Below are 20,958 nucleotides of genomic sequence, written 5' to 3'. Positions count from 1 at the left end.
GACGCCGTGGAGGCTTCGGCAATCGAACTCCCTAGCCAAATGCAGTCACCCTCCCCCCGGTGGACCGGAGGGAGGGCGCGGATGTCGTCAGCGATGGAGGATTGCGTCCTAGTGCGACGTCATCTGCTGGGGAAGATCGTCCGGTTCGGCGAGCACGCTGTTGGCCGTCGAGGCCTCCAGCGCCGCCATCCGGAACAGATAGGCGAGCGTCGTCAATCCGGTGTCTTCCGCCATCTGCGCCAGCTCGAGCGCCATGTCCGACATGTAGCCGAGATCATCGTCCCTGATCTGCGCCATGATCTGGCTGTCCCGCATCATGTTCGACATCTCAGGCGCTCTTTCGTTGCGCGGCAGCAGCGCCGCAGAGGTTGGCACGGGCGACGGCGTCCAGACGCGGGCCGTCCTGGCGCACGACCGAGGTCATGCCGATACGATCGTGCAGGGCATCGAGGGTCTCGCGACGAATGTCGATGGTCGCCGCCATGGTCCATGCATTCTCCACCAGAGCGGGCAGGCCCAGCGGGGTCACCATGAAGCCGGCCTCGTGAAAGCGCGGCAGCCACCAGGTCTCCATGATCGCGCTGACCTGCGCGATCCCCTGATTGAGGCAGAACTCCTGCACCGCCGCCATCAGTTGCAGGTTGAGCGCGCCGTCGCGGCGATCACGCACGACGAAGTAGCGCGACCATTCCCAGACCAACGGATCCGCGGGGCAGCCGCGCACCGACGCCAGGTGCGGGAACACCTCGCTCATCATCGAGGGCTTGGTCGTCGGGTAGAGCCGGTGGCCACCGATGACGCGCCGCCCCTCCAGCGCAAGCAGATAGACGGTATCCTCGTCGTCATAGGAATCGATCTCGCGGCAATCCGGCCTGCGTAGCGTCTCCCAGCGCCGCTCCTCGACGAAGATATCGTGGCGCAACCGGAAATGCTGCTCGATCACGTCTTCATAAAGGTGGCGATTTACCGCAGAAATGGCGTGAATCATGAAAACCCCCAATCATCCTCAATGGGGGCAGACTCTGCCAAAAGAGCCGGATTCGATATTGGGAAATTTCCCAGTACGGCGCTTACGGATTGATGATCTTGTTCCGAATCGCCAGCGCCACCGCATGCGTGCGGTTGACGGCACCGAGCTTGCGCGCGGCAGTTGCAAGATGCTCTTCCGCGGTGCGCTGCGTGATGTGCAGGATCTCACCGATCTCCCAGGCCGACTTGCCCTGCGAGGCCCAGGAGATCACCTCGCGCTCGCGCGGGGTGAGGCGCGTCGAGGGATAAGGCGCCGGCTCGAGCAGACGGCGAATGTGGTCGAAGCCATACATCGCCATCAGATGCAGTGCCGGCTTGCTGCGCGGATTGAGGTCGAGATGAACGCCGCCAAGCGACACCGCGGCTTCATAGCCGGTGAGCCCGTGGATCGGCACGATGAAGCCCCGCGACATCCGAAAATCGGTGGCGCGGTTCATCACCTCGGCCGCGTTCGGCTCGAGTTCGGCGTCATAAGGTGCTTCCGACCATTCGAACGGATTGACCGATTGCCGGCACAGCCGCACCACCGGATCGAAGCGGTCGTAATTGTTCTGCGTGTAGAGGCTGAACCAGCCCGCCGGCCAGCGCTTGGCAAGCACCATCTGCGCAAACCGCTGGTCGGGATTGGGCAATCCCGTCACGATGATGGTTTCGAAGCCGAAGCGACCGAACGCCGTCTCGAGCGCATTCATGGCATCGGGCACCTTGCGATAGGTCCCCAAGCCTTCAATGAAGTCGAGCGCCTCCCGGCCATAATCCACGGCGGACATCAGTGCGTTTCCTGACTCTCGCCGTTCCGTATAGCACGTATTTGGGGACTGCCTCAATTCGCTGCGGCCGTAGTTTCCCGGTGCTCATCCGCCCTGAAGATTTAAACTACTTGTGGCAGAATTGACGTCACGATACACCTGAGCGACCGAAGCGGGAACACCACGATGGAAGACGAGGACATCGCCCTCAACAGCGTGCTCGGCCTGGAATTGAACCGCGTGTTTTTCGCCGTCCGCGAAACGGCCAACAAGCAGAAGATCATCGAGTTCGCGCGCGCGGTGCTGGAAGGCGAGCGCGAGGAGCTGGCCGAGAGCGTATTGCCGGAAGAGCCGGCGAGCTAGAACGCGGCTGCGCTAGACGACGCCGACGAGACAGGTCGCGCAACGATGCAGCCCCTGCCATTCGAATGGGCCGATTTTAGAAAACAGTCTGACAGCGAAGTTACTCTTATTGGAGAAGCTGGCGAGCCCGGCCGGGCTCTCGTGCCCCGGCCGCAGCGCAGCGTCTCCTTGACGATGCGCCGGAGAGGCGGGCCCACCTATCCGCAGCTTACCCTCTGACTTTCCGGGTCCCGGCTCTGCGCAGCAGCGTTTCACGCTGCAGCGCATCCGGGACACGAGAGCGACTTCCCTGCCCATCCACATCCACACACTTGCCGCTGGATGACATCGCGGCTCTCGTGAGATGATCGCCGCCGCGATCCTCTCTCGGGTGCCAAGAACATGATGACGCTGCGCCAGGTTGAAGTGATCCGTGCCGTGATGGTGACGGGCACCATCGGCGGTGCGGCGAAGCTGCTCAACGTCTCTGCGCCGGGGATCAGCCGCCTCGTCAAATACACCGAGCGCTCGCTCGGCATCCGCTTCTTCCAGCGCCAGAACGGGCGTTACTTCCCGACGCCGGAAGCCGAGAACATCTTCGAGCAGATCAACGGCGTCTACAAGAAGGTCGACGATCTCTCCGAGATCATCTCCAAGATCGGCCGCGGCGGCCTGTCGGAGCTGCGCATCGGCTCGGTGCCGAGCATCTCGCAGGTGATGGTGCCGCGCGCGATCGAGCGCGTCCGGCGCCGCTATCCCGATCTCGGCATCGACATCAACATCCTCAAGCTCGAGGAGGCCATCGACTATCTCATGCTCGGCCGCGGCGAGTGCGTGGCGATGAGCTACCGGCTGGAGCATTCCGGGCTCGACTTCATGCCGCTGGCCTCGGGCGAGCTGTACTGCATCGTGCCGCCGGGGCATGAGCTCGCCGGCCGCAAGCAGGTCTCGGCCGCCGAGATCACCCGCTATCCGCTGATCGGCATCGATCCCAACGATCCCTACGGCCGGATCATGGCCGAGATCTTTGCGCGCAACCGTCTCGCCTACAACATCACCATCCGCGCGCGCTTCGGCACCACGGTCTGCGCGCTGGTGAAGGCGGGCCTCGGCATCGCCATCATCGACCAGTTCACGGTGGCTCACGGCGGCTATCCCGGGATCGAGCTTCTGAAGATCACCGAGCCGACGCGGTTCGACACTTACATCGCGGTCAAGCGCGGCGCGCCGCTGTCGCTCCATGCCGAGTCTTTCATCGAGTCGCTGCGCGCCGAGATGCGCGCGGTCGAGCCGTCCCGCGGCAACGGCAAGGCCGGCGGCGCGCGCGGACGGAAGAAATAACATCATGTTAGGTTTGCCGGATAAAAGGGTAATTGTGTTAGGCGAGGGAAAGGCTATCGTCGCACCTGGAACTGCCCTTGGACTTGCGGGATTTCCCCGCTAATGGCCGGGACCGAACGCTCCCTTTGAGACGACAGCGAACCATGTCCAAGCGCGGATACGCCGCCAGCAAGAAGCTCCTCACCGGCCTGATCGGCGCGCCGATCGCACATTCCGCGTCCCCCGCCATGCATGAGCGCGCTGCCGAGGCGCTTGGCCTGCGCGGCCACTACCAGCTCATCGAGGTCGCCGGCGCCGATGCGGCCGGGCTTCGCATGATGCTCGAGGGCGTGCGGCGGCTCGGCTTTGCCGGCGTCAACGTCACCTACCCCTACAAGGAGGCAGTGGTCCCGCTGCTCGACGAGCTGGCGCCGGGCGCAGCCAGCATGGGCGCGGTCAACACCGTCGTCGTCAGGGACGGCCGCCTGACCGGCCACAACACCGACACCACGGGCTTTGCCCGCGCGGTGGCGCCGCTGCTGGCGCCCGCGGGGAATGCCGTTGCGGTGATCGGCGCCGGCGGCGTCGGCAAGGCGATCGCGTTTGCGCTGGCGAGCCTGAAAGTGTCCGACATCCGCGTCTTCGACAGTGAGCCGGCGCGCGCGGCGGCGCTCGTCTCCCTGCTTGCGCCGCGGGGCGGCGCAAGGATCGCCGCAAGCGTCGAGGATGCGCTGGGCGGCGCAACCGGTCTCGTCAACGGCACGCCGGTCGGCATGCTGCCGAACCGGGGCATGCCGGTCACCGCCAATTTGCTGCATGAAAAGCTCTGGGTGGCGGACGCCGTCTATTCGCCCTTGATCACGCCGCTGCTGGCGGCGGCACAAGCCAAGGGCGCGCGGATCATGACCGGGCGGGAGCTCGCGATCTACCAGGCTGCCGACGCTTTCGAACTGTTCACGGGCCTTGCCCCATCGACCGAGGTCATGGGAGAGGCATTCGACGAGGTGATGGCGGCACGAAGCTCGGCCTACCACGCAGCGTAAACCGAAGCGGCCGACACAAGGCCGCGGACAATTTCGACGAAAAATGGGAGGAGAAACCATGAAATCGACCCTGCTGGCAGGCGCCCTGCTTGCCTTCGCGACTGCAACCAGCGTCCACGCCCAGGCCATCAAGCTCGCCAACGTCGCCGAGCTCTCGGGCGGCGGCGCCACCGTCGGCACCAACTGGAAGAACGGCATCGACCTCGCCATCGAGGAGATCAACGCCAAGGGCGGCGTGCTCGGCCGCAAGCTGGAAGTCAGCCATGCCGACTCGCAATCCAACCCCGGCGTCGCCCGCGCCCAGGTGCAGAAGGCGCTCGACGCCGAGCCCTATGTGCTGCTCGGGCCCGGCTACTCCGGCTCGGTCAAGGTCACCGCGCCGCTCGCCGCCGAAGCGGGCATCGCGCAGATCATGGGCGGCGAAGCCGCCGAATTGACGCAGGCTGGAAACAAGTTCCTGTTCCGCACCTCGTTCGGCCAGCAATCCTCGATGCCGAAGGTCGCGAAATACATCCATGACGAGATGAAGGCGAAGACGGTCGCTGTGGTCTGGGTCAACAACGACTTCGGCCGCGGCGGCCGCGACGTCGTCGTCAAGGAGCTCGACCGGCTCGGCTCCAAGGTGGTCGCCGACCTCTCGACCGAGGCGGGCCAGGCCGACTTCGCCGCCGACGTCGGCAAGATCAAGGCTGCCAATCCGGACGCCGTGTTCGTCTACCTGAACGAGGAGGAGAGCGCGCGCATCCTGAAGGAGCTGAAGCGCCAGGGCGTCACCGCGCCGCTGATGGGCGAGACCACGCTGATCGGCCAGAAGGTGATCGAGCTCGCCGGCGACGCCGCCAACGGCGCACGCGGCCATGTCGGCCTCACCACCGATGCCCCGGTCGACCTGATCAAGGCGTTCCGCGAGAAATTTTCCAAGAAGTACAATTACGTGCCCGACCATAACGGCCTGAAGGGCTATCTCGCCGTCTACATGGTGAAAGCCACCACCGAGAAGATGGGCAAGGTCGACCCGAAGAAGTTTGCCGAGACGCTGCACGGTCTCACCATCAAGGCCGCGGACGAGCCGGGCATCCTGATGGACGTCACCTTCAGCGACACCGGCGACATCGACCGCCAGAGTTTTCTGGTCGAGGTGGTCGAAGGCAAGCAGGTGGTGAAGCAGGTGCTGCCCAAGGTGAAGTGAGGAACGTGGTCTTTCACCTCTCCCCGCTTGCGGGGAGAGGTCGGATCGCATCGTAGATGCGATCCGGGTGAGGGGGAGCCTCCGCGAGTCCGACTATCAGCGACCCCGCGGAGACTCCCCCTCACCCCAACCCTCTCCCCGCAAGCGGGGAGAGGGGGAAGACAGAGCGAGGGACACGAGGGGAGAAAATGTCCAATCCGTTCGATCTTCTGGTCGCGGGACTGGCCACCGGCGCGATCTATGCGCTGGTCGCGGTCGGCTTCACGCTGCTGTGGCAGACCTCGCAGACCATCAATTTCGCGCAAGGCGAGTTCGTGATGCTGCCGGCGTTCCTGATGCTGGCGGCGATGCATGCCGGCGCGCCGTTCTGGCTCGCGATCATCCTCGGCATCCTCTTGTCGATGATCCTGCTCGGACTCGGCTTCAAGCTGCTGCTGGTCGACCCGATGATGCGCCACGGCGTGCTGCCGCTGGCGATTGCGACGATGGCGCTGGCGATCGGCCTCAAGGAGGCCGTCAAACAGTTCTTCAGCGCCGAGGCCTCGCCCTTCCCGTCGATCGTGCCGACCGGTGACATCTCCATCCTCGGCCACGCGGTATCGCTGCAAAGCATCGGCGTGCTCGTCGTCGCCATCGTTGCGGTGTTCGGCCTGACTGCACTGCTCAATCGCACCTCGCTCGGCCACCAGATGCAGGCGGCGGCGCAGAACCCGACGGTGGCACGCATCATCGGCGTGCCGGTCGAGCGCATGATCCTGCTGACCTTCCTAATCAACGCCTTCCTGGTCGCACTGGCTTCGCTTTTGATCACACCAATCTACCTCGCAAAATTCTCGTCCGGCGAGGTGCTGGGCCAGGCCGCCTTCATCGCGGCGATCGTCGGCGGCTTCAACCAGGTCCGCGGCGCGATCGCCGGCGGCCTCTTGATCGGCGTGCTCGACAATCTCGCGGCCGCCTATATCTCGACGCAGTACCGCGCCGCCGTGCCGATGATCTTCCTGATCGCCGTCATCCTGTTCCGGCCGCAAGGACTGCTCGGCCGCGCCGAGGAGCGCACGGTATGATCAGCTTCGGCAACCCCCTGAAGATCGCGCTCGGCCTGATCGTCATCGCCGGCCTGATCATCGTTCCCATGAACTTCAACCGCTACGGCCTGTTCATCCTGAGCCAATGGGCGGTGATGACCATCGCTGCGATGGGCCTCAACCTCACGCTCGGCTATGCCGGCCAGGTCTCGCTGGCGCAGGGCGCCTTCGTCGGCATCGGTGCCTATGCAGCGGCGATCATGACCACCCATGGCTGGCCGCTGCCGGCGGCGATCGTCGTCGCCATCGTGCTCAGCTTCGCGGTCGGCTGGGTGCTCGGCTATCCCGCGCTGCGCGTGCAGCATCACTACCTCGCCTTCGTCACCCTGGCCTTCTCCACCCTCGCCTTCCTGGTGTTCCGCAACGAGAGCTGGCTCACTGGCGGCATCTATGGCATCTCCAACATCCCGCGTCCGCATATCTTCGGTTTCGCGACCAACAAGCCGCTGCCGTTCTACTACGTCTGCCTCGGCTCGCTCGCGATCGTGTCGCTGGCGGTGTGGTGGCTGATTCGCTCGCCCTGGGGCCGCGCCTTCATGGCGCTACGCGAGAACCCGCTGCGCGCACAATCGCTCGGCATCGACACCCGCCGCTACACGCTGATGGCATTCGCGATCGGCTCGGCGCTCGGCGGCATCGCCGGCGCACTCTATGCGCCGCTCACGCAATACATCGATCCCGTGCCCTTCAACCTGTCGCTCTCGCTCGACCTTCTGATGATGGTGATCGTCGGCGGCGCGGGCTTCTATTTCGGCCCGTTCCTCGGCGCGATGATCGCGGTGCTGCTGCCGGAATGGCTGCGCTTCACCGAAGGCTATTATCTGATGCTCTACGCGGTGGCGGTGATGCTCCTCCTGATCTGGTCGCCGACCGGCATTCTGGGAATCCTCGACCGCTATCTCGCCGAGCGCCGCACCAAGGCTGCCTCCGCGCTGCGCGCCGTCGCAAAATCCCGCCTGGAGACGGTGCAATGAGTGCGGTCCTCGAAGTCACCGATATCAAGAAGAACTTTGGCGGCATCAGCGCCGTCGACGGCGTCTCCTTCGACGTGCGCGAGGGCGAGATCCTTGGCCTGATCGGTCCGAACGGCTGCGGCAAGTCCACGCTGTTCAACTGCATCCTCGGCCAGCTCACCCCGTCAGGCGGCGAGGTCAAGCTCGACGGCAAGCTCGTCACGGGCCTCCGCCCCTCCGAGCTCAACAAGCTCGGGGTCAGCCGCACCTTCCAGCTGCTGCAGGTGTTTCCAAAGCTCTCGGTCCGCGAGAACCTGATCCTCGCGGGCCAGGAGCACCAGGGCAACATGGCCTCGCGCCTGGTCGGCCGCTCCGATGCCGGGTTGACCGAGACTGCCAACCAGATGATCGGCTTCTTCAAGCTCGATCATCTCGCCGACGAGCCGGCCGGCGGATTATCCTATGGCCAGCAGAAGCTGCTCGACGCCGCCATGGCCTTCATGGGCGGCCCGCGCCTGGTGCTGCTCGACGAGCCCGCGGGCGGCGTCAACCCGTCGATGCTGGCCGACCTGAAGGACCGCCTGGTCGCAATCAACCGCGAGAAGAACGCCACCTTCGTCGTGATCGAGCACAACATGGAGTTCGTGATGTCGCTGTGCTCGCGCGTGATGGTGATGGCGGAAGGCAAGGTGCTGGCGATGGGGCGGCCGGACGAGGTGCGCAAGAACCCCGCCGTGATCGAAGCCTATTTGGGTCATTGAAGGAGCCGACCATGAGCGAGCCAATCCTCTCGGTTCACAATCTCGTCGGCGGCTACGGCAAGATGACGATCTTGAACGGCACGACCTTTGCCGTGCCGGAGGCCACGATCACCACGATCATCGGCCCCAACGGCGCCGGCAAGTCCACCGTGTTCAAGGCGATCTTCGGCCTGTTGAAGCTGCGCGAGGGCAAGATCAGCTTTGCCGGCCGCGACGTCACCAATTTGAGCCAGCGCGCGCTGCTCAATGCCGGCATCTGCTATGTGCCGCAGGGCCGCAACATCTTCCCCGAGCTGTCGGTGCGCCACAATATCGAGCTCGGCGGCGTCGCCGCCGGCAAGGGCCTCGACCTGCCCGCGCGGATCGAGGCCGCGCTTGACCTGTTCCCGGCGCTGCGGCGGAAGTCGACGCAGCAGGCCTCCACGCTGTCCGGCGGCGAGCAGAAGCAGCTCGAGATCGCCCGCTCGCTGCTGCTCGAGCCAAAACTGGTGCTGATCGACGAGCCCTCGATCGGCCTGTCGCCGCTGATGGTGCAGCAGACCTTCGACATCCTCAAGAGCCTGCGCGACCGCGGCGTCACCATCCTGATGATCGAGCAGAACGCGCGCTCGGCGCTGGAGATCTCCGACATCGGCATCGTGCTCGAGCTCGGTCAGACCCGCATGGTTGACGACGCCAAGCGCATCCTGAACGATCCCCGCATCGGCCAGCTCTTTCTCGGGGGAGCCATGGAGGAGAGCGCGGCATGAGTGCGCGAATGCGCATCGCCGTCGCCGGCGCCGGCCTGATCGGCCGCCGCCATGCCGAACTGATCGCGACCTCGGCGGACTGCGTGCTGGCCGGCATTGCCGACCCCACGCCTGCAGCCAAGGAATTCGCGCAAGCACGCAACGCACCCTGGCACGCCGATCATCGCGCATTGCTGGAGCAGGAAAAGCCCGACGGCCTGATCATCGCCTCGCCCAACGCGCTGCATCTTCAGATGGCGCTCGACTGCGCAGAGGCCGGCGTGCCCGCGCTTATCGAGAAGCCGGTCACCGACAGCGTCGCAGCGGCACGTCGGCTCTGCGAGGCGGTCAAGCGCAGCGGCGTGCCCATGCTGGTCGGCCATCATCGCCGCCACAATCCCATCATCAAGGCCGCCCGCGAGGCCATCGCATCCGGCAAGCTCGGCCAGCTCACGGCCGTGGCCGGGCTGTGGCTGCTGAAGAAGCCCGACGATTACTTCGAGATCGCCTGGCGGCGCGAGCACGGCGGCGGGCCGCTGCTGATCAATCTGATCCACGACATCGACAATCTCCGCTTCATCTGCGGCGAGATCGCCGAGGTGCAGGCACTGACGTCGAACATGGTGCGCGGCTTTGCCGTCGAGGACACCGCCGGGCTGCTGCTGCGCTTCGCCAATGGGGCGCTCGGAACCATGACCGTTTCGGATGCGACGCCGGCGCCGTGGAGCTGGGAGCTGACCTCGGGCGAGAACGCGGCATACCCGAAGCAGGATCAGCCCTGCTACGTCTTCGCCGGCACGCGCGGCTCACTGTCGGTGCCGAATATGGAGCTGTGGTCCTACCCGCAAGATCCCGGCTGGCACGTGCCGCTGGTTCGCGAGCCCGTCGCACTCTCCACTTGCGATCCACTCGTTGAACAGCTCCGGCATTTCCTGGCGGCGATCGCAGGCCGCGAACGGCCTCTGATTTCGGTCGAGGATGCGACAGCGACACTCGCCGTCGTCGAAGCCGTCAGCGAAGCGGCACGCACGGGCCGAAAAGTCTCACCGGGGCGGATCATGGAGCAGGCAACATGAACAAGCGCTCGATCGCAACCGTCTCCCTCTCAGGCGCTCTCGACGAGAAGCTCCGCGCCATCGCGTCAGCCGGCTTCGACGGGGTCGAGATCTTCGAGAACGATTTGCTGTCGTTCGGCGCCGGCCCGCGCGACATCGCGAAGCTCTGCAAGGATCTCAATCTTGGGATCTGCGCGTTTCAGCCGTTCCGCGATTTCGAGGGCATGCCGGAGCCGCAGCGCGCACGCAATTTTGCCCGCGCGGAGCGCAAGTTCGATCTGATGCAGGAGCTCGGCACCGATTTGCTGCTGATCTGCTCCAACGTCTCGCCCGCCTCGCTCGGCGGCATCGATCGCGCCGCCGACGATTTTCGCGAGCTGGGCGAGCGCGCCGCCAGTCGGGGCTTGCGCGTCGGCTACGAGGCCTTGGCCTGGGGACGTCATGTCAACGACTATCGCGACGCCTGGGAGATCGTGCGCCGCGCCGATCATCCCGCGATCGGAATCATCCTCGACAGCTTCCACGCGCTGGCGCCGGGCCTTCCGACCCGCGCGATGGCCTCGATTCCCGGCGACAAGATTTTTCTGGTGCAGCTTGCCGATGCACCAAAGCTCGAGCTCGATATCCTGTCGTGGAGCCGGCATTTCCGCTCCTTCCCCGGCCAGGGCGATCTGCCGGTCGGTGAGTTCATGGCGGCGATCGCGGCGACCGGCTATGCCGGGCCGCTGTCACTGGAGATCTTCAACGACCAGTTCCGCGCCGGCTCCGCCGCGCAGACCGCGCTCGACGGCCTGCGCTCGCTGATCCTGCTGGAGGACCAGCTTGCGCCGGATTGGCCGAGATTCGCCGCCGAACCGCTGGCGCCGAAAGCGAAGAGCCGCGGCACCGGGTTCATCGAGTTTGCCGTCAACGAGACCAAGGCGGGCGAGCTCGCCCGCCTGTTTGCGCAGCTCGGCTTCCGCAAGACCGGCGCGCATCGCAGCAAGGCGGTGGAGCGCTGGTCGCAGGGCAAGGTCGAGCTCGTCATCAACAGCGAAACCGACGGCTTTGCGCATTCGCATTATGTGACGCACGGCCCCGGCGTCTGCGCGATTGCGCTCGATGTCGACAATGCCGGCCTTGCCATGCAGCGTGCGGAGATGCTGAAGGCGCGCACCTTCTACCAGCCGGTCGGGCCGGGCGAGCTCGAAATCCCGGCGATCCACGGCGTCGGCGGCAGCCTGCTGTATTTCCTCGACCAGGCCGGCAAGAACTGGGACACGGATTTCGAGCCTGTTGCGAGCGACAAAGGCGCGGACGCGCTGCTCGCCGTCGATCACATCGCGCAGTCGATGCCCTATGACGAGATGCTGTCCTGGCTGTTGTTCTACACCGGCATCCTCGACCTCAAGCGCCTGCCGCAGATGGAGATCGCCGATCCCCGAGGCCTGGTGCAGAGCCAGGCCATCATCAACGCCGACCAGAGCCTGCGCTTCGTGCTCAACGGCTCCTCCGCCAACCGGACGTTGCCGGCACGCTTCATCTCGGAGTTCTTCGGCTCGGGCGTGCAGCACGTCGCATTCTCGTGCCGGGACATTTTTGCGACGGTCGCGGAGATGCGCAAGCGCGGCGCGGATTTCCTGGATATCCCCGACAATTACTACGACGACATCGAAGCCAAATACGACCTCGCGCCCGAGCTGATGGCGCAGCTGCGCGCCAACCACATCCTCTACGACCGCGAGGGCGACGGCGAGTTCTTCCAGGTCTACACCCACATTTTCGACGAGCGGTTCTTCTTCGAGATCGTCGAGCGCAGGGATTATCAGGGGTTCGGTGCGGCCAATGCCGGGATCAGGCTCGCAGCCCAGGCCCGCGAAGTGCGGCCCGCGAGCATGCCAAGGGTGTAGGCACTTCTTCCCCTCGCCCCTTGTGGGAGAGGGTGGCTCGCCGCAAAGCGGCGAGACGGGTGAGGGGTCTCTATCCGTGCGATCAACTCTCGCAGGGAATCTGCGGAGAGATACCCCTCATCCGGCGCTTCGCGCCACCTTCTCCCACAAGGGGAGAAGGGGCAACGTCGCTTGTAGCTACTTCATCTTGCACTTGTCGTGGAAACGATCCTGGTCGTTCTCCACGATGGTCGCGACCGTCTTCAGCGAGAGCTGGCCTTCGGCGTCCTTCACGACGTCCTGGAGATAGAAGCTCTGCACCGGGATGTGGTTCTTGCCGTATTTGAACGCGCCGCGCAGCGACTTGAAATTGGCCTTCTCCATCTCGGCCTTCATTGCGTCCTTCTTGCTGGTGTCGCCCTTCACCGCGACCACCGCGCTGTTGATGAGTTGGGCGGCGTCATAGGATTGCGCGCCGTAATAGGTCGGGCGCAGGCCGGGATATTTCTTGCGGTAGTCGGCGACGAAGCGCTTGTTCTGCTCGTTCGGGAGGTCGTTGACCCATTCCTGCGCGCCGGGCACGCCGAGCGCGTTCTCCTTCTGCAGCGGCAGCGAGAGCTCGTCCACCGTGAAGGCGGTGTAGAGCGGCATCGTGCTCTTCAAACCGGCCTGCACATATTGATTGAGGAACTGCACGCCGGCGGCGCCCGGATAGAACACGAAGATCGACTCCGCGCCCGAGGCGCGCGCCTTGGAGAGTTCGGCTGAGAAATCGAGCTGGCTCGGCCACACCGTGTATTCCTCGCCCTTGATCTCGCCCTTGAACGTGTTCTTCAGGCCCGCGAGCATGTCCTTGCCGGCCGCGTAGTTCGGCCCGATCAGGAACACGCTCTTGACGCCTTTCTGGTTCATGTAGAGGCCCATAGCCTGCGGCGTCTGGTCGTTCTGCCAGGAGGTCGAGAACACGTAAGGCGAACAGAGTTCGCCGGCGAGCTGCGACGGGCCGGCGTTGGCCGAGATCAGGAAGGTCTGCGAATCGACCGCGGTCTTCAGCGAGGCCAGCAGCACGTTCGACCAGATGTAGCCGACGATGAAATCGACCTTGTCGGACTGCACCAGCTTCTCGGTCTTCTGCTTGCCGACATCGGGCTTCTGCCCGTCATCCTCGTAGATGACCTCGACCGGCTTGCCGTCCATCTTGCGGCCCATGTGATCAAGCGCGAGCTCGAAGGAGTTGCGCATATCGTTGCCGATCACGGCGGTCGGGCCGCTGAAGGTCGAAACGAAACCGATCTTGATGGTGTCGCCGGCGAATGCCGGGCTCGCCAGCACCAGCGCCGCTGCGCCCGCCAGCCAGAATGCCGTCCTCATAACCACTCCCCTCCTTATTATCGGTCCCGGAAAACGGGGTGATCGCCGCCCCGGGCCTGTCTCTATTGAACGCAAAATCTGTCGCGCCGCCAATGGCTCAGCGCCCGCCCCTGCACCATATTTCGCCCCAATCGGCGATGGCAAGAAATATAATTCTACTTACTTAGATCAACCCTGCGGCGCTTTTTCGCGCCCGATCGATACATCCGGCCTATGCGGCGATTGATGACAGCTATTGGACCGCAGCGTCCGATCCGCACTTAAATGGGGATGTGGAGCAGCGAGATTCGAGGGCACATCATGACCACGACACCGCATCGCGTCGTCATCGTCGGCGCCGGCTTCGGCGGGCTGGAGGCGACCTACCGGCTTGCGGGTGCGCCGGTCGAGATCACGCTGATCGACCGCCGCAACCATCATCTGTTCCAGCCGCTGCTCTATCAGGTCGCAACCGCCTCGCTCGCCACCAGTGAGATCGCCTGGCCGATCCGCCACCTGATGCGAGACAGGCCCGAGGTGACGACGCTGTTCGCGACCGTCAGCGGCGTCGACGCGGCAAGGCGCTGTGTGCTGATCGACGACGGCAGCGAGGTGCCCTACGACACGCTGGTGCTCGCCACCGGCGCGCGTCACGCCTATTTCGGCCACGACGAATGGGAGCAGTTCGCGCCGGGCCTGAAGACGCTGGAGGACGGCACCACGCTGCGCCGCCACATCCTGGTGGCGTTCGAGCGCGCCGAGCGCGAGACCGATCCGGCGAAGCGCGCGGCGCGGCTGACCTTCGTCATCGTCGGCGCCGGCCCCACCGGGGTCGAGCTCGCCGGCACCATCGCCGAGATGGCGCGTCACACCTTGCCCGGCGATTTCCGCAACATCGACACGACCAAGGCGCGCGTGGTGCTGATCGAGGCGGGGCCGCGCGTGCTCGCGGGCTTCGCCGACGATCTCTCGGCCTATGCGCAGGCCTCGCTGGAGAAGATCGGCGTCGAGGTCGTGCTGGGGCAGGCCGTCACCGAGATCAATCGTGAGGGCGTGGTATTCGGCGGCAAGCTGCTCGAGGCCAAGACCCGAATCTGGGCCGCCGGCGTCCGCGCCTCTCCCGCCGCAGAATGGCTGGACGCGCCAGCCGATCGCGCCGGGCGCGTACAGGTCGAAGACGACCTGACGATACCAGGCCATCCCGAGATCTTTGCGATCGGCGATACCGTCAGCATCAACGCCTGGGACGGCAAGCCGGTGCCAGGCATCGCGCCGGCCGCCAAGCAGCAGGGCCGTCACGTCGCAGAAACGATCAAGGCGCGACTGCGAGGCGAGACAAAGGGCGCGTTCCGCTACAAGCATGCCGGCAGCCTCGCCCAGATCGGCAAGCGCCTCGCCGTGATCGACTTCGGCCGCTTCAAGCTGCGCGGCGCGATCGCATGGTGGATCTGGGGCATCGCCCACATCTACTTCCTGATCGGCCTGCGCCACCGGCTCAGTGTTGCGCTGAGCTGGCTCTGGATCTACGCGCGGGACCAGCGGGCAGCGCGGCTGATCACGCAGGGGAGTAGTAAGGTGGTGTAGGGGCTATCGCGGCGCGTTCCTCTTACCCTCCCCTGGAGGGGGAGGGTCGCGAAGCATGCCGCGAAGCGAAATGCGTAGCGGGGTGGGGTGACAGTCTCTCCGCGCAGACACTGCCCGTGTTGAGAGATCACCCCACCCCGCTCGCGCTGCGCGCGATCGACCCTCCCCCTCCAGGGGAGGGTGAAAGAGACGGCGCTCGCTCCCTTACTTCACCAATTCACACCCGCCTTCCGCCAGCGGGCGGAACGCCTGGTCGGCCGGAATCGTCGAGACCAGCTTGTAATAGTCGTAGGGATATTTCGACTCCTCCGGCTTCTTCACCTCGAACAGGTACATCGGATGCACGACGCGGCCGTCCTGGCGGATCGTGGTGTCGCCGAACAATTTGTCCTTGCCTCTGAACTTCTTCATCTCGGGCACGGCGTCCTTGGCGTTGTCGCTGCCGGTCGCGGCGACCGCATTGAGATAAGCGAGCGTCGAGGCATAGACGCCGGCCTGGTTGCCGCTCGGCATCTTGCCGTTCATGCCGGGACGGGCGGCGAACCGCTTGGCGAAGGCGCGGGTGTCGTCATTCATGTCCCAGTAGAAGGCTTCCATAAGCTGGAGGCCCTGCGCGACCTTGATGCCCATGCCGTGGACGTCGTTGATGAAGAGCAGGAAGGCGACGAGCCGCTGCCCGTTCTGCTGAATGCCGAACTCGGCGGCCTGCTTCACCGCGTTAATGGTGTCACCGCCGGCATTGGCAAGGCCGATCACCTGAGCCTTCGAGCCCTGCGCCTGCAACAGGAAGGAGGCAAAGTCGGAGGTGCCGAGCGGGTGCTTGGAGGAGCCAAGCACCTTGCCGCCATGCGCCTCGATGTATTTCTGCGCTTCCGATTCGATGCCCTTGCCGAGCGCGAAATCGACTGTGAGGAAATACCAGTCCTTGCCGCCACGCGAGACCATCGCGGCCGCCGTGGTGTTGCCGGTGGCCCAGGTGTCGTTGACCCATTGGATGGTGTTGGGCGAGCAGGCCTTGCCGGTGAGATCGGAGCTTGCGGTCGAGGACGCCAGGAACGTCATGCGGCTGTCGCGCAGCAGCGTGTTGATGGAGAGGCCTACGGCCGAGTTCGGCACGTCGACGATGGCATCGACACCCTCGACGTCGAGCCATTTGCGCGCAATGGCATTGCCGACATCGGCCTTGTTCTGGTGGTCGGCATAGACGATCTCGACCTTGATGTTCTTGCCGCCGCCGTTGAAATCCTCCGCGGCCATGCGCGCGGCTTCCACCGAGCCCATGCCGTTAGTGTCCTGGAAGATGCCGGAGATGTCGTTGAGCACGCCGACGCGCACGACATTGTCCGAGATCTCGGCGCTCGCCGCGCCGGCCACCAGGCTCGCGGCCAACGCAAGCGTCCATTTCAGATGTTTCATGGTTCCCTCCCCTGTTTGATGGTTTGCCGCGCCGGTCGTTGCCGGCGCGTCGAGACTCAGACCTGCCGCTCCGGCAGCTTCACGACGAGCCCGTCGAGCTCCGGCGTGATCTTGATCTGGCAGGACAGCCGGCTGTTGGGCAGCCGCTCGCTCGCGGTGCCGTCAAGCAGCGCATCCTCGTCGTCGGCCATGCCGGGCAGCCGCGCGAGCCAGCCCTCGTCGACATAGACATGGCAAGTCGCGCACATGGCGTTGCCGCCGCATTCGGCCAGAATGCCGTCGAGACCGTGTCGGGTCGCGGTCTGCATGGCGCTCTCCCCGTCCGCGGTCTCGATGCGCTCGGACTTGCCGTCGGGATGGATGAAAGTGATGGCGGGCATCAAAGCTCCTGGTCAGGCCGGGGTGATCGTGACGGGCAGGCTGTCGAGCCCGCGCAGCGTGTTGTTGAAGCGACGCTTCGGCTCGCCCGTGATCTCGATCTTCGCGATGCGCCGGGCCAGCGCCGTCAGCATCACCTCGCCTTCGAGGCGGGCAACGAGCTGTCCGACGCACATGTGGATTCCCGAGCCGAAGCCGACATGACCGGAGGTGCGGCGCGTGATGTCGTAGCTATCAGGCTCGTCCCAGCGTCTGGGATCGCGATTGGCGGCGGCGAGGAACATCAGTACCTTCTCGCCCTCGCCGATCGTCGCGCCTGACAGCTCGACATCGCGAGTGGTGGTCCGGAAGAAGGTCTGCACCGGGCTTTCGAACCGCACGGCCTCCTCGAAGGCGTTGCGTGCCAGCGTCAGATCAGCGCGCAGGCGCTGCCACTGGTCGGGGAAGCGCGCAAGGCAATAGACCGCCGCGCCGATGCCGTTGACGGTGGTGTCGAGGCCGGCCGACAGCAGCGAGCGCACCAGCAGCGGCGCCTCGGTCGCGGTGATCTCGCCGTCGTCGACCCGGGCGTGGATACAGGCGCCGAAGCCACCGGGCGCGAGGTTGTCGCGCTGGCATTGCTCGGCGACATAGGCCTGGTGCGGCGCCGAGCGCGCGATCGCCTGCTGGCGCAGCTCATTGGGCGGACCGAACGCGTTGAACACGACGCTGGCATAGGGAATCAGATGCTCGCGTCCCTCCGCCTTCAGGCCCAGCGCATCCGGAAAGATCGAGAGCGGATAGGCTTCCGCGAGATCGGTGATCGCGTCGAAGCTGCGCTTGTCCAGCAGCGCATCCACCCGCTCCTCCGCCGCGGCGGCAAAGCGGTCGCGCACCTGCTTCATCACGGTCGGCGACAGCACCTTCGACAGCACGGCGCGGGTGCGGGTGTGCGCGGGCGGATCGGCCTCGAGGATCAGGCTCGGCGGCCGCCACGGCGTCTCCTTCTTGAAGTCGGACAGGCCGACGCCGCGGCTGGAGCAGAACGTCGCAGGATCGTTCAGCACCGCATGGACCTCGGCATAGCGCGCCACGCCATAGACGTTCCATTTGTCGAGGTAGACCACCGGCCCTGCCTCCCGCAGCCGCTGATGCGTCGGATATGGGTCCGCGAAAAAATTCATGTCGAAGGGATCGACGTCGAGATGCGGGACGGCCGCAGAGCCCGTCGATGCAGGGGTGCCGGATGCGGTCATGGGAGACCTCTCTCATTTTGATCTTGTGAAAGCGCGGCGCATGCCTTTAGGTCGGTGGCCTCACCGCGAGACAGAACGCCGACATGCCTGCGCCTTCGACCAGACCCCGCCACAAGCCTGCGCCCGCAGAGGCGGGACCGACGCTCGATCTCGAGCGTTACGTCCCGGCCTTCGTCACCTTCATCGCCAACAAGCTCTCGAACAGCGCGACCGCGTTCTATCAGCGGGAGTTCGGCGTCAACGTCACGGAATGGCGGATCATGTCGCTGCTGGCGATCGAGCCCGGCATTCCGGCCTCGCGCATCTGTCACGTCATCGGCTTCGACAAGGGGCCAGTGAGCCGGACGCTGGCGGGCCTCGAGAAGCGCGGGCTGATCTCGATCCGCACCGATCCCCACGACGGCCGCACCCATTCGATTTCGCTGACGGCGAAGGGCCGCAGCACCCATGACAAGGTGATCGCCGCAGCGCTCGAACGCGAGCGGCGGCTGTTGTCCTGCCTGAGCAAGGACGAGCGCGAGGTGCTGATCGGCCTGCTCCGCCGGCTGCACGAAAATCTCGGCGCGGTCACGGACAGCAGCTACACCTGACGCACCGCACCGCGGCCGCGCCCTGTCGCCACCTCCAGGCATGCGCCCGCGCTTGCCCGCGGCACCCTTCCTGCCGAGCATCGTTTCCTCCGAGATCGGACCCGGCGGTTTCCCCGCCGTGGTCCTGGTCTGGAACGGTTCGCACAGATTAGTTGCTTAGGCAACAAAAGAATCAGCAATATATTGCGGCAGCGGGATTGGCCTATCGGCTCGTCATTCCGGGGCGCGCGTAGCGCGAACCCGGAATCCATCGTGCAACACCCCTGCGGTGAATTGGATTCCGGGCTCGCGCCAAGAGGCGCGCCCCGGAATGACAGCGGAATGTGGCTTCGCTACCGGCCTTTACAACCCGATCCACTCGCCCGACGCATCATCGTTCAACCGCGCCACCGCATCGGCGCGGCGGGTCAGCACGGCGCGCTGGTTGATGTAGCCCTTGTCGGTAATCTCGCCGCCATCGACCGACGGCGGCTCGGCGAGAAGCAGCGCGCGCGTGGCGTGGCCGGCGGAATTGGGGCCGTCCTGCTTCAGTTTCACCAGTCCCTGCGCAATGGCGCTCCTGACCTTGTCATGCGCGAGCACCTCGTGCACATCAGCCGTCTCGCCCAGGCCGGCATGAGCACGGCAGGCCGCGACGTTGGGGAACACCAGGAAGCGCACTTCGTCGCCGCCATGACCTGACACCACGATATCCTGCGCCAGCGGCGCCAGCGCGGCGATGCCGGCGACGCGCAGCGTGCCGACGCTGACCCAGGTGCCGGAATTGAGCTTGAAATCCTCGGCCACCCGGCCGTCAAAGAACAGACCGCGCTCCGGCCGCGCGTGATCGGCAAGCTTCACGGCATCGCCGATGAGATAAAAACCCTCTTCATCAAAGGCCTGCCTGGTCAGCTCCGGCGCCTTCCAATAGCCCGGCGTGACGTTGGGACCACGTACCCGCACGTCGAGCTTGTCGCCTGACGTAACGAGCTTCAGCTCGGTGCCGGGAATGGGCACGCCGATATTGCCGGAGCGCTCCGCGAGGAAATGGCAGTCGGTCGCAAGCGGCGACGTCTCGGTCGAGCCCCAGGCCGAGACCATCGGCAGCGCGCGGCCGACGGTCCTGATCGAGAGGTCTTCGAGCGCGTCCCAGAGGTTCTGCGGCAACGCGGCACCGGCATAGAAGGCGAATTTCACCTCGCTGAAGAAGCGGTGACGCAGCTCCTCGTCGCCGCGCAGCGCCGCGATCAGCATGTCGAATCCGCGCGGCACGTTGAAATAGACCGTCGGCATCACGCTTTTCAGATTGGCGAGCGACGTCGCGAACAGCCCGGGCGCCGGCTTGCCGCCGTCGATATAGAGCGAGCCGCCATTGCGCAGCACGAGATTGAAATTGTGGTTGGCGCCGAAGGTGTGGCTCCAGGGCAGCCAGTCGAGAATGACGAGATCGCCGCCACCCTGCTCCAGAAACGTCCAGGTCTGCGCCTTGGCCTGCTGGCTCGAGGTCAGCATGCGCTGGGTGTTGATGACGGCCTTGGGCCTACCTGTCGACCCCGAGGTGAACAGGAATTTGGCGATCGTGTCGGGCGTCACCGCGGCGAACGCCGTTGCGACGTCGGGCGTTTCAGGCGTTGTTGCAATGGCGCCGAAGGCCAACGCATCGGCATCGCCGTCGATGCCGCTGATGATCTGGGCCGTGTGAAGCGGTTTGATCGCCGCCAGCGCTGCCGCAAATGGTTTCATGGCGGAGACATAGATCGCGCCCGGCTCGAGCAGCGCGATCATGCTCTTGAGCTTGTCGAAATCTTTCGACATCAACGAATAGGCCGGCGAAATCGCCGCCGAGGGCACGCCGACATGCTGGGCCGCAAGCGCCAGCAGCGCGTGGTCGATGCTGTTATCGGAGAGAATCGCGAGCGGGCGTTCGGCGCTCAGACCCTGTGCCAGGATCCAGGACGACGCCGCACGCACCTGGCGCAGCGCCTGCGCATAGCTGACGGTGGTCCAGGGCGCCTCGACGTCGCCGCGCTCGGCAAGGAAGGTCGCATCCGGCGTTTGCCGCGCCCATTGCTCCAGCCAGTCGCCGACGCAGCGCGCGCCGTCGCGCAAGGGGTCGGGCGAGCGCAGCACGATGCTGCCGTCGGCGCGATGCTCGGCGACGGTCCGTGGAGTTGCAAACAGGCTTGCGGCATCGCCGCGTGCGGCGGTTGTCATGATTTCCTCCTCCGCCCGGATCCCGGATCGGCCGCAGCCTCGTTCCGGGCTGCTTTGGCCATAATGTTGGGCATGACAATTGTTGTCGTC

Annotated in this window: 20 protein-coding genes; 12 read left to right on the top strand and 8 right to left on the bottom strand. The window is 65.2% G+C overall.

Annotated elements, in window-relative coordinates; all coding sequences use genetic code 11:
- Positions 1-108: 108 nt before the first annotated feature.
- The 3 genes from XI04_RS11825 to XI04_RS11815 form a co-directional block, all read right to left on the bottom strand.
- Positions 109-327: a hypothetical protein gene (locus XI04_RS11825; RefSeq protein WP_038946890.1), complete on the bottom strand. Its 219-nt coding sequence runs from the start codon at positions 325-327 to the stop codon at positions 109-111.
- Position 328: 1 nt separating this feature from the next.
- The gene (locus tag XI04_RS11820) at positions 329-988 is read right to left on the bottom strand and encodes an acyl-homoserine-lactone synthase (protein ID WP_038946889.1); all 660 of its coding nucleotides are present in this window, start codon (positions 986-988) and stop codon (positions 329-331) included.
- An 82-nt stretch (positions 989-1,070) separates the two neighbouring features.
- Complete coding sequence (locus tag XI04_RS11815) at positions 1,071-1,799, bottom strand: helix-turn-helix transcriptional regulator (protein ID WP_028139752.1); 729 nt, start codon at positions 1,797-1,799, stop codon at positions 1,071-1,073.
- 165 nt (positions 1,800-1,964) lie between these two features.
- Here XI04_RS11815 and XI04_RS11810 point away from each other — a divergent pair, with 165 nt between their 5' ends.
- The 10 genes from XI04_RS11810 to XI04_RS11765 all read left to right on the top strand — a co-directional run bounded on the left by XI04_RS11810 (position 1,965) and on the right by XI04_RS11765 (position 12,143).
- Entirely contained in the window at positions 1,965-2,141 is a 177-nt protein-coding gene (locus XI04_RS11810) for a hypothetical protein (RefSeq protein ID WP_085968000.1), read from the top strand.
- Between the two features lie 381 nt (positions 2,142-2,522).
- Entirely contained in the window at positions 2,523-3,461 is a 939-nt protein-coding gene (locus tag XI04_RS11805) for a LysR family transcriptional regulator (RefSeq protein WP_028139751.1), read from the top strand.
- A gap of 143 nt (positions 3,462-3,604) precedes the next feature.
- Positions 3,605-4,483: a shikimate dehydrogenase gene (locus XI04_RS11800; protein ID WP_038946888.1), complete on the top strand. Its 879-nt coding sequence runs from the start codon at positions 3,605-3,607 to the stop codon at positions 4,481-4,483.
- Positions 4,484-4,541: 58 nt separating this feature from the next.
- Positions 4,542-5,672 (top strand): ABC transporter substrate-binding protein, encoded by a 1,131-nt coding sequence (locus tag XI04_RS11795; RefSeq protein ID WP_018316871.1) that lies wholly within the window; start codon positions 4,542-4,544, stop codon positions 5,670-5,672.
- A gap of 188 nt (positions 5,673-5,860) precedes the next feature.
- Positions 5,861-6,736, top strand: coding sequence for a branched-chain amino acid ABC transporter permease (locus tag XI04_RS11790; protein ID WP_271610063.1), 876 nt, complete (start codon positions 5,861-5,863; stop codon positions 6,734-6,736).
- Positions 6,733-7,731 carry a branched-chain amino acid ABC transporter permease gene (locus XI04_RS11785; RefSeq protein WP_152102251.1) on the top strand — a complete coding sequence of 333 codons (999 nt, stop codon included), beginning with the start codon at positions 6,733-6,735 and terminating at the stop codon, positions 7,729-7,731. The genes XI04_RS11790 and XI04_RS11785 overlap by 4 nt, the downstream gene beginning before the upstream one ends.
- A complete protein-coding gene (locus XI04_RS11780) occupies positions 7,728-8,471 on the top strand; it encodes an ABC transporter ATP-binding protein (protein WP_038946884.1) in 744 nt (247 codons plus the stop codon). Before XI04_RS11785 ends, XI04_RS11780 begins: the two co-directional genes overlap by 4 nt.
- Before the next feature lie 11 nt (positions 8,472-8,482).
- Positions 8,483-9,220 (top strand): ABC transporter ATP-binding protein, encoded by a 738-nt coding sequence (locus XI04_RS11775; RefSeq protein WP_038946883.1) that lies wholly within the window; start codon positions 8,483-8,485, stop codon positions 9,218-9,220.
- Positions 9,217-10,275 (top strand): Gfo/Idh/MocA family protein, encoded by a 1,059-nt coding sequence (locus XI04_RS11770; RefSeq protein WP_271610064.1) that lies wholly within the window; start codon positions 9,217-9,219, stop codon positions 10,273-10,275. The genes XI04_RS11775 and XI04_RS11770 overlap by 4 nt, the downstream gene beginning before the upstream one ends.
- On the top strand, positions 10,272-12,143 hold the full coding sequence (locus XI04_RS11765) for a bifunctional sugar phosphate isomerase/epimerase/4-hydroxyphenylpyruvate dioxygenase family protein (RefSeq protein ID WP_271610961.1): 1,872 nt from the start codon (positions 10,272-10,274) through the stop codon (positions 12,141-12,143). The genes XI04_RS11770 and XI04_RS11765 overlap by 4 nt, the downstream gene beginning before the upstream one ends.
- Positions 12,144-12,320: 177 nt before the next feature.
- Here the strand turns inward: XI04_RS11765 and XI04_RS11760 are convergent, their stop codons facing one another.
- On the bottom strand, positions 12,321-13,493 hold the full coding sequence (locus XI04_RS11760; RefSeq protein ID WP_271610066.1) for an ABC transporter substrate-binding protein: 1,173 nt from the start codon (positions 13,491-13,493) through the stop codon (positions 12,321-12,323).
- 300 nt (positions 13,494-13,793) lie between these two features.
- Here XI04_RS11760 and XI04_RS11755 point away from each other — a divergent pair, with 300 nt between their 5' ends.
- The gene (locus XI04_RS11755) at positions 13,794-15,056 is read left to right on the top strand and encodes an NAD(P)/FAD-dependent oxidoreductase (RefSeq protein ID WP_028139743.1); all 1,263 of its coding nucleotides are present in this window, start codon (positions 13,794-13,796) and stop codon (positions 15,054-15,056) included.
- 204 nt (positions 15,057-15,260) lie between these two features.
- Here XI04_RS11755 and XI04_RS11750 read toward each other — a convergent pair whose 3' ends face one another.
- Genes XI04_RS11750 through XI04_RS11740 form a run of 3 tightly spaced genes read right to left on the bottom strand, consistent with a single transcriptional unit; the run spans position 15,261 to position 18,085 of the window.
- On the bottom strand, positions 15,261-16,472 hold the full coding sequence (locus XI04_RS11750) for an ABC transporter substrate-binding protein (RefSeq protein ID WP_028139742.1): 1,212 nt from the start codon (positions 16,470-16,472) through the stop codon (positions 15,261-15,263).
- Positions 16,473-16,528: 56 nt separating this feature from the next.
- Positions 16,529-16,852, bottom strand: a complete 324-nt coding sequence (locus XI04_RS11745; RefSeq protein WP_028139741.1) for a 2Fe-2S iron-sulfur cluster-binding protein — start codon at positions 16,850-16,852, stop codon at positions 16,529-16,531.
- A 12-nt stretch (positions 16,853-16,864) separates the two neighbouring features.
- On the bottom strand, positions 16,865-18,085 hold the full coding sequence (locus XI04_RS11740; RefSeq protein ID WP_271610067.1) for a cytochrome P450: 1,221 nt from the start codon (positions 18,083-18,085) through the stop codon (positions 16,865-16,867).
- A gap of 83 nt (positions 18,086-18,168) precedes the next feature.
- On the opposite strand from XI04_RS11740, the gene XI04_RS11735 reads away from it, so the two are divergent.
- Positions 18,169-18,675 carry a MarR family winged helix-turn-helix transcriptional regulator gene (locus XI04_RS11735; protein ID WP_028139739.1) on the top strand — a complete coding sequence of 169 codons (507 nt, stop codon included), beginning with the start codon at positions 18,169-18,171 and terminating at the stop codon, positions 18,673-18,675.
- A gap of 342 nt (positions 18,676-19,017) precedes the next feature.
- Here XI04_RS11735 and XI04_RS11730 read toward each other — a convergent pair whose 3' ends face one another.
- Entirely contained in the window at positions 19,018-20,868 is a 1,851-nt protein-coding gene (locus tag XI04_RS11730) for a feruloyl-CoA synthase (protein WP_271610068.1), read from the bottom strand.
- Positions 20,869-20,958: the final 90 nt, after the last annotated feature.

This window comes from Bradyrhizobium sp. CCBAU 11430 (assembly GCF_028128855.1).
GTDB classification, from domain to species: domain Bacteria; phylum Pseudomonadota; class Alphaproteobacteria; order Rhizobiales; family Xanthobacteraceae; genus Bradyrhizobium; species Bradyrhizobium ottawaense.
The sequence above is the reverse complement of the archived record's forward strand: the minus strand, read 5'-3'. Positions and strand labels throughout refer to the sequence as shown.

Coding starts and splice junctions, on each gene's coding strand:
- XI04_RS11770 (WP_271610064.1), top strand. CDS start 9,217: ATGAGTGCGCGAATGCGCATCGCCGTCGCCGGCGCCGGCCTGATCGGC.
- XI04_RS11805 (WP_028139751.1), top strand. CDS start 2,523: ATGATGACGCTGCGCCAGGTTGAAGTGATCCGTGCCGTGATGGTGACG.
- XI04_RS11820 (WP_038946889.1), bottom strand. CDS start 988: ATGATTCACGCCATTTCTGCGGTAAATCGCCACCTTTATGAAGACGTG.
- XI04_RS11750 (WP_028139742.1), bottom strand. CDS start 16,472: ATGAAACATCTGAAATGGACGCTTGCGTTGGCCGCGAGCCTGGTGGCC.
- XI04_RS11780 (WP_038946884.1), top strand. CDS start 7,728: ATGAGTGCGGTCCTCGAAGTCACCGATATCAAGAAGAACTTTGGCGGC.
- XI04_RS11735 (WP_028139739.1), top strand. CDS start 18,169: ATGCCTGCGCCTTCGACCAGACCCCGCCACAAGCCTGCGCCCGCAGAG.
- XI04_RS11815 (WP_028139752.1), bottom strand. CDS start 1,799: ATGTCCGCCGTGGATTATGGCCGGGAGGCGCTCGACTTCATTGAAGGC.
- XI04_RS11810 (WP_085968000.1), top strand. CDS start 1,965: ATGGAAGACGAGGACATCGCCCTCAACAGCGTGCTCGGCCTGGAATTG.
- XI04_RS11765 (WP_271610961.1), top strand. CDS start 10,272: ATGAACAAGCGCTCGATCGCAACCGTCTCCCTCTCAGGCGCTCTCGAC.
- XI04_RS11800 (WP_038946888.1), top strand. CDS start 3,605: ATGTCCAAGCGCGGATACGCCGCCAGCAAGAAGCTCCTCACCGGCCTG.
- XI04_RS11730 (WP_271610068.1), bottom strand. CDS start 20,868: ATGACAACCGCCGCACGCGGCGATGCCGCAAGCCTGTTTGCAACTCCA.
- XI04_RS11760 (WP_271610066.1), bottom strand. CDS start 13,493: ATGAGGACGGCATTCTGGCTGGCGGGCGCAGCGGCGCTGGTGCTGGCG.
- XI04_RS11745 (WP_028139741.1), bottom strand. CDS start 16,852: ATGCCCGCCATCACTTTCATCCATCCCGACGGCAAGTCCGAGCGCATC.
- XI04_RS11775 (WP_038946883.1), top strand. CDS start 8,483: ATGAGCGAGCCAATCCTCTCGGTTCACAATCTCGTCGGCGGCTACGGC.
- XI04_RS11740 (WP_271610067.1), bottom strand. CDS start 18,085: ATGACCGCATCCGGCACCCCTGCATCGACGGGCTCTGCGGCCGTCCCG.
- XI04_RS11790 (WP_271610063.1), top strand. CDS start 5,861: ATGTCCAATCCGTTCGATCTTCTGGTCGCGGGACTGGCCACCGGCGCG.
- XI04_RS11785 (WP_152102251.1), top strand. CDS start 6,733: ATGATCAGCTTCGGCAACCCCCTGAAGATCGCGCTCGGCCTGATCGTC.
- XI04_RS11755 (WP_028139743.1), top strand. CDS start 13,794: ATGACCACGACACCGCATCGCGTCGTCATCGTCGGCGCCGGCTTCGGC.
- XI04_RS11795 (WP_018316871.1), top strand. CDS start 4,542: ATGAAATCGACCCTGCTGGCAGGCGCCCTGCTTGCCTTCGCGACTGCA.
- XI04_RS11825 (WP_038946890.1), bottom strand. CDS start 327: ATGTCGAACATGATGCGGGACAGCCAGATCATGGCGCAGATCAGGGAC.